The sequence below is a fragment of the Mesorhizobium sp. M7A.F.Ca.US.014.04.1.1 genome (genome assembly GCF_003998745.1).
In the GTDB taxonomy this organism is placed as follows: domain Bacteria; phylum Pseudomonadota; class Alphaproteobacteria; order Rhizobiales; family Rhizobiaceae; genus Mesorhizobium; species Mesorhizobium ciceri.
This window is the reverse complement of record NZ_RZRW01000309.1, coordinates 1-6990: the sequence shown is the minus strand read 5'-3', so window position 1 is coordinate 6990 and position 6990 is coordinate 1. Positions and strand designations below refer to the sequence as shown.

Sequence of the window (6990 nt, the reverse complement as noted above, 5' to 3'; positions counted from 1 at the left end):
GCCTCGACCTGCGTCGTCGATCTCAACTTCCAGCAGGGCGCCTGTGCCGAATATCTCGACCTCGAACCGCGTTTCGACATCACCGAGATCGAGAACCAGCCCGAGCGTCTCGACCGCCAACTGCTCGACGTGATGCTGTCCAAGCATGCCAGCGGGCTTTGCGTGCTGGCGGCACCGGCGCATCCAGCCGAGATGCGCTCGTTCAAGACCGATGTCGTGGTGCGCATGCTGGATCTCGTTTCGGCCTATTTCGACAATGTCGTCATCGACATGCCCCGCACCTGGTTTCCATGGACGGAGACCGTGCTGCTCGGTTCCAACAAGCTCTACATCGTCGCGGAAATGACGGTGCCGTGCCTGCGCCACACCCAGCGGCTGATCCAGGCGGTCTACGAGACGGCCGGCAAGGAAGTGAAGCCGAACGTCATCGTCAACCGTTTCGAACAGAAGATGTTCGATAACGGCATCAAGCAGGCGGACGTCCAGGAAATCCTTGGCGAGCATTTCGTCGGCGGCATCGCCAACAACTACCGGCTGGTGCGCGAAGCAGTCGATCGCGGCGTACCGCTGCACGAGATCGATCCCAACGCCAATGTCGTCAACGATCTGAAGAAGATCATCCTGCCGGAAGAAGCGGTCCCGACCCGGGCGAAATCGCGCTCGCTGTTTGGCATGGGCCGTGGATTGCTGAAGAGGAAAGCCGGATGACCAGCCGCTTCTCCACCCTGCAGAACCGCGATGCGCGTCCGCAGCGCGCGCATGAGACGACGCCGGTCGCCCATCATGCCGTCGTCATACCAACCAGCCGAAAGGCTTTGCCGGCAAAGCCGGAAGCAGCGCTGGCAAAGAATGCCAACAAGGTGCTCGATGCGCGCGTGCGTATCCACCGGCTGCTGCTCGAAGAGATCAATCTTGTCGCGCTGGAGCGTTTGCCGAAGGATGAGATGCGCCGGCAAGTGCATGACTTCGTTTCGGAAAAGACCAAGCAGGAGCGGATGGCGATCAACACCGTCGAGCTTGATGCGCTGGTCGACGACATCGTCGACGAGATGGTCGGCCTCGGTCCGCTCGAGCCGCTGCTCAAGGATCCCGACATCAACGATATCCTGATCAACGGCCACATGAACTGCTTTGTCGAAAAGAAAGGCAAGCTGCAGCCGGTCCACATTCCGTTCAAGGACGAGGCGCATCTCCTGCGCATCGTCAACAAGATCGTCGCCGCGGTCGGTCGCCGCGTCGACGAATCGCAGCCGATGGTCGATGCCCGCATGCTGGACGGCTCGCGCTTCAACGCGGCCATCCGCCCGGTTGCGGTCGACGGCCCGCTGGTGTCGATCCGCAAATTCTCCAAGAACAAGCTCGGCCTGCATAAACTGGTCGAATTCGGCGCCATCACCCAGAACATGGCCGAAGTGCTGGCGGCGGCCGTGCATGCCCGCAAGACGACGATCATTTCGGGCGGCACCGGCACCGGCAAGACGACCATGCTCAATGCACTGTCGGCCTTCATTCCGGAAGACGAGCGGCTGATCACCATCGAGGACGCGGCCGAGCTCCAGCTGCAGCAGCCGCATGTCGCGCGCATGGAAACACGTCCGGCCAACATCGAAGGCCATGGCGAGCTGAAGCAGCGCGACCTGGTCAAGAACGCACTGCGCATGCGCCCCGACCGCGTCATCCTCGGCGAATGCCGCGGCGAGGAGGCTTTCGACATGCTGCAGGCAATGAACACCGGCCACGAAGGGTCGATGGCGACCATCCATGCCAACACGCCGCGCGACGCCATTTCGCGGCTCGAGCAGATGCTTGGCATGACCGGCATGCCGATGACGGTGCAGTCGATCCGCAGCCAGATCGCCAGCGCGCTCGAGCTGATCGTCCAACTGACGCGCCTGTCCGACGGCAAGCGCAAGGTGACCAGTGTCGCCGAGGTGACCGGCATGGAAGGCGATGTCATCCAGATGCAGGAGATCTTCCGCTTCGTGCGCACCGGCATGGAGGCCGACGGCAAGATTCTGGGCCACTACGAGGCGACCGGCATCCGGCCGCGCTTCCTCGAGGACCTGCGCGCCATGGGCATCGAGTTTCCCGGACGATATTTCGAACCCGGCCGGCCGCAGGAGTAGCCAAGTGTTCGATGGAATGAGCGCGATCTATGTCGTCTATGCCGCGGCCGCGCTGACCGGCATCCTGATCGCCGAGGCCTGTTACCTGCTTTATGCCGGCCGCAGCGACAAGCGCACCGCCATCAACCGGCGCATGAGGCTGCAGGAAAACAAGATCAGCCAGGAGCAGGTGCTCGTCCAACTGCGCAAGGAGCGCGGCCTTGACGCGGGCACGCCGCTGTTTTCGGCGGACCGGTTTCGCGCGCTGCGAACCCAGTCGGGCATGATCATGCCGCTGTCGAAATTCCTGATGATCACCTGCGGCGTGGCGATGGCGATGGCCCTGGTCGCCATCTGGTACGGCTTGCCGCCGCTGATGGGGTTCGTCCTGTTCGTGGTGCTCATGCCGCTATTGCCGGTGCTGACGCTGCGTTTCAAGCGCAAGCGCCGGCTGAAGCGGTTCGGCATGCAGTTGCCGGAGGCGCTGGAACTGATCACGCGTGGCCTGAAGGCCGGCCACCCGGTGCCGGTGGCGATCGCCATGGTGGCGCGCGAGATGCCCGACCCGATCGGCAGCGAGTTCGGCGTCATCGCCGACGAAGTGACCTACGGATCCGATCTGGTTTCGGCGTTGAACTCGCTGTTCGACCGGGTCGGCCAGGAGGATCTGCCGTTGTTCGTCACCGCCGTCTCGATCCAGACCAGTTCGGGCGGCAATCTGCGCGAGATCCTCGACGGCCTGGCGACGACGATTCGCGAGCGTGGCAAGCTGCGCCGCAAGGTGCGCGCCATTGCGACAGAAGGCCGGATGTCGGCCTACATTCTGACGGCCGTGCCGGCGTTGCTGTTTGCCGCCATCATGGCACTGATGCCGGGCTTCTACAGCGACGTCTGGGGCGAGCCGAAGACCTGGTATCTGCTTGGCGCGTCGATCACCTGGCTGATGCTGGGCAATCTGATGATGTTCAAGATGTCGAATTTCAAGTTCTGACATGCAGGGCTTCATCGAATTCCTCGCCTCGCTTGCGCCGACCTCATTGATGCCGGTGGCCATACTGCTGCTGGCGGTGGGTGCTGCCGCTGTTGCCTGGCCTGTTGTCATGGCGAAGGGCGATCGCAACGAGGTCATGCGCCGGCTCAGGGTCGACAACGGTCCCGTGGCCGCCAAACCGGAGCCGGTGCAAAAGAAGAATACCGGCATCGTGCGCGAGAAGGCGGTGAAGCGGGCGCAGGAATTCTACGCCAGGAGCGATCCGGAAAATGTCGCGCGGCTGCGCATGAAGCTTATCCAGGCGGGCTACATGGAGCCGCGCGCTGTCGGTACGTTCTTCCTGATCCGGTTCACCGCGATGATCGGCACGGCAATCGGTGTGTTTGTGCTCAACCGCTGGATGGCCAGTCCGGACGCAACGATGGCCAGCCGCTGGACATTCGTCATCCTGTCGGGCGCGGCCGGTTATTTCCTGCCCGGCCTGATGCTGAGCCAGAAAGTGCGGGAACGCAGGCGTGAGTACCGCAACGGGTTTCCCGATTTCATGGACCTGATGATTGTCTGCTCGGATGCCGGCATGAGCATGGAGGCAGGCATAGAGCGCGTCTCCAAGGAACTCGCCAAGACTTATCCCGCGCTCAGCCAGAACCTGCAGCTGGTGTCGCTGGAGCTGAGGGCCGGGCGCAGCCTCGACGATGCGCTGAAGGCGCTCGCCGATCGCCTCAGCCTGGACGAGGTGCGTTCCTTCGCCACGCTGCTGCAGCAGTCCAAGGAACTCGGCACCAGCCTGTCGGGGGCGCTGCGCGTCTTCTCCGACGACATGCGCCATAAGCGTATGTCGTTGGCCGAGGAAAAGGCGCACGCTCTGCCTGCCAAGATGTCGGTGCCCGTGGTTGTGTGCATCCTGCCGGTGGTGCTGATGATCGCGGCCATTCCAGTCATCGTCAAAATGACGGCGCACTAGCGAGCGCTCCACAAAAGCCCTAGCAAGGGGCTGACAAACCATTGTTCTGACCGAACCCGGCTTTGCAGGTGAGAAAGTCCATGCTGCTGCGCACCCTCTTCCTTGGCCTTGCCGCGGCCAGCCTGTCGCCCGCCTGGGCCGTGGCCGGCGATTGCGGCGATGCCGCCGCCTTGGTGCAGCAGGCCTATCCCAAAGCTCGAAAGAGCGCCGACGGCACCTCGTTCACGCTCGAACCCCACACCAGCATTGCCCTGACATTCGCGTATGGCGATCCGCCAGGGCTGGCTTGCAAGATCTGGCCCGCCCATGACGACCTGCTGTTGGTCGCAGTGCCGCTGATGGACGGGTCCCAACCCAGCGACTACGCGCATGCCGGCGATATCGAGCTTTTGATTGTCGACAGGAAGAGCCGGCAGGTGCGCCAGCGCCTGCTCCAGCCCGGGCTGATGAATGATGATGCCATCGCCATCCGCCAGGTGGAGCTTGATACCGGCCGCTATGCGCTGGCGCCCGATGTTACTGCCTTTGGCCTGCGCATCGAAATGGCAAACAATTCGCTGCCTAATCCGTTCAGTGAAACCGACCTGCGGCTCTATGCCGTCGATGGCGATTCCCTGAGGATGGTGCTCGATGGCCTGGTCGTGGCCGGCAATGGCGGCGAGGGTGATACCAATTGCGCCGGATCCTTCCATACCAGTCGGGTTAGCCTGGCGATGAGCCCGGCCAAACATCATGGCTACCACGACATAACGGTGGTCGAGCGAATGGATACCGACAATCCGTTGCCCGACAAGGATGGCGAGTGCCAGTCCCATCCCGGCAAGTCCGTGAGCCAAACCTACCGGCTGCGCTATGACGGCAGCCGGTATACGGCTCCTGCGGGGCTCAAAGCCCTGGAGCCGTGAGGACGCCGCTGGCTGCGACTGAAGCACCGCGGCCTGGTGGTTAATGGCTGGTGTGCCCGAAGCCGAATTTTGGCGGCGTTTCGGCACCGAAGTTTAATCGCCGCTGATATATTGTGTTTCCTGAAGAACGACCCGGCAAATCGGGCGATGAGGCAGGGGCATGCGTCACAATAATTTCCCGGCAATGGCCACGATGGCGGCCGTCTTGATGATGTCTGGCTGTTCGACGAGTGGCGTCGACACCACCAAGACCACCGCCATCCAACCGGCGGCTAAAGACACCGAAACCTCCGATCTGGCGCAAGGCAAGGCGCAGTTTCGCGACGCCAATTACGGCCTCGCCGAAAAGCACTTCCGCAAGGCCGTCGAGTTGAAGGCCGACAATGCGGAGGCCTGGATGGGGCTCGCGGCTTCCTATGATGAACTCGGCCGCTTCGACTTCGCCGACCGTGCCTACGGCCAGCTTCTGAAAGTCGCCGGTCGCAGGCCGCAGATCGTCAACAATATGGGTTATTCGCAACTGCTGCGCGGCAATCGCAAGAAGGCCAAGGCGCTGCTGCTCGAAGCGAAGGCCGGCATGGCCGATCCCACCGTCGTCAACGCCAACCTCGCTCTCCTGAACAAGGGTTGATCTCGCGTCCAATGGTCCGGTTTCGGGACACGTGCCATCGACGCTTTGTAAACCCTATCTGCAGGTTGCATCGATGGATCGCCTGAAAATCCGTATCTGGGGGCAGCCGCTGACCTAGAATGCAGCGCAACCGCCGACGCTCGAGAGGCCCTTGCCCGATATGCTGGACTTCAGTTCGCTCCTGCTCGCAGCCGCGCTGTCGGGCATATGCCTCAGCGTCACCATGTTTGCGATCTGGTTCACCGCACCCAAGGCAGGTTTCGTGCTGACGGTGGCGTGCGGAATTCTGGTGCTCGTCGCGCATGTGATCCTGTTCTGGCGGTACACCAAGGACCCCGATCCGCTGCTTTGCCAGATCGTGCTTGCGCTGCTCAGCCTGGGGTTCCTGATCCTCTGCTTGTCGGCCATGCAATATCTCGGCGTGCCCGGCTACAGGCGCGCCGTTGCACCGGCGCTTGCCGCCATGACTATCTGTGCCGCTGTCACTTTCCTTGGCTTTGACGGCGTTGGCTTCATCATCACCTACACCACGGTGACGGCGCTGCTGTCGGCGATCGGCGCCATGTTCTGGATCAACGGCAGTCACGATCGCCGCATCCTGCTGGTGGTTTCGTTTCTGAGCGGCACCTGCGCGATGTCGTTTGCGCTTTGCGGCGTGGTTCTGCTGACCAAGGGGCAATGGACGCTCGCGATTGCGCCCGACAATTGGGCCGAACGATTGAATTCCGTCGTGGCGGTGGCCTGCATGACCGGGCTCGGAGCATTGACGCTCTCCCTCCATCATCTGCAGGCGCAGATCGAGCTCAAGGCCGAGACCATGACCGACCCGCTGACAGGGTTGCTGAACCGCCGGGCATTGACGTCGCTTTACGGCGAGCGGAGTTTCGGTCCATTCATGTCTATCGTCATGTTCGACCTCGACCACTTCAAGCGGACGAACGATGTCTACGGTCACCCGGTTGGGGATCAGGTCTTGTGCCGTTTTGCCGCCGTCATCAAGAAATATGCCCGGCCCGGCGTCGACGCTTTTCGCCTTGGCGGCGAGGAGTTCGCAGTCGTCATGTCGCGGATGACGGACGAAAAGGCCTACGATCTCGCCAGCAAGATCGGCGTGGCTTTCGGCGCCGAAATCGTCCCCACCCAGCTCGGCAAATTGCGCAGCACGGTCAGCGGCGGCATCGGCTTTGGCGAGGCAAGCGGCAGCAGCCTCGACAACGTGCTCACCGAGGCAGACGCGGCGCTCTATGCCGCCAAACGCGCCGGACGAAATTGCGTCATCAGCCGCAAGAGGATGGGCAAGGCCGAGCCGATCAAGCCGGCCTTGCGCTCAGCGTAAATTACTCCGCGGCCCCCAGATAGTCGGACAGCGGCGGGCACGAGCAGACCCGGTTGCC

7 protein-coding genes are annotated in these 6990 nt (G+C 62.5%); all 7 read left to right on the top strand.

Annotated elements, in window-relative coordinates; translation table 11 throughout:
- Positions 1-708, top strand: a 708-nt coding sequence (locus tag EOA22_RS20105) for a CpaE family protein (protein ID WP_206521303.1), incomplete at its 5' end; no start/stop codon positions are given.
- Positions 705-2126, top strand: coding sequence for a CpaF family protein (locus EOA22_RS20100; RefSeq protein ID WP_127390164.1), 1422 nt, complete (start codon positions 705-707; stop codon positions 2124-2126). The genes EOA22_RS20105 and EOA22_RS20100, both read left to right, overlap by 4 nt.
- Positions 2127-2130: 4 nt before the next feature.
- On the top strand, positions 2131-3096 hold the full coding sequence (locus EOA22_RS20095; RefSeq protein WP_027162569.1) for a type II secretion system F family protein: 966 nt from the start codon (positions 2131-2133) through the stop codon (positions 3094-3096).
- 1 nt (position 3097) lies between these two features.
- On the top strand, positions 3098-4060 hold the full coding sequence (locus tag EOA22_RS20090; protein WP_063167885.1) for a type II secretion system F family protein: 963 nt from the start codon (positions 3098-3100) through the stop codon (positions 4058-4060).
- 80 nt (positions 4061-4140) lie between these two features.
- A complete protein-coding gene (locus EOA22_RS20085) occupies positions 4141-4965 on the top strand; it encodes a hypothetical protein (RefSeq protein ID WP_013531957.1) in 825 nt (274 codons plus the stop codon).
- A 160-nt stretch (positions 4966-5125) separates the two neighbouring features.
- Positions 5126-5596, top strand: a complete 471-nt coding sequence (locus EOA22_RS20080) for a hypothetical protein (RefSeq protein ID WP_013531956.1) — start codon at positions 5126-5128, stop codon at positions 5594-5596.
- A gap of 160 nt (positions 5597-5756) precedes the next feature.
- Positions 5757-6932 (top strand): GGDEF domain-containing protein, encoded by a 1176-nt coding sequence (locus EOA22_RS20075; protein ID WP_063167886.1) that lies wholly within the window; start codon positions 5757-5759, stop codon positions 6930-6932.
- The last annotated feature ends 58 nt before the right edge of the window (positions 6933-6990 follow it).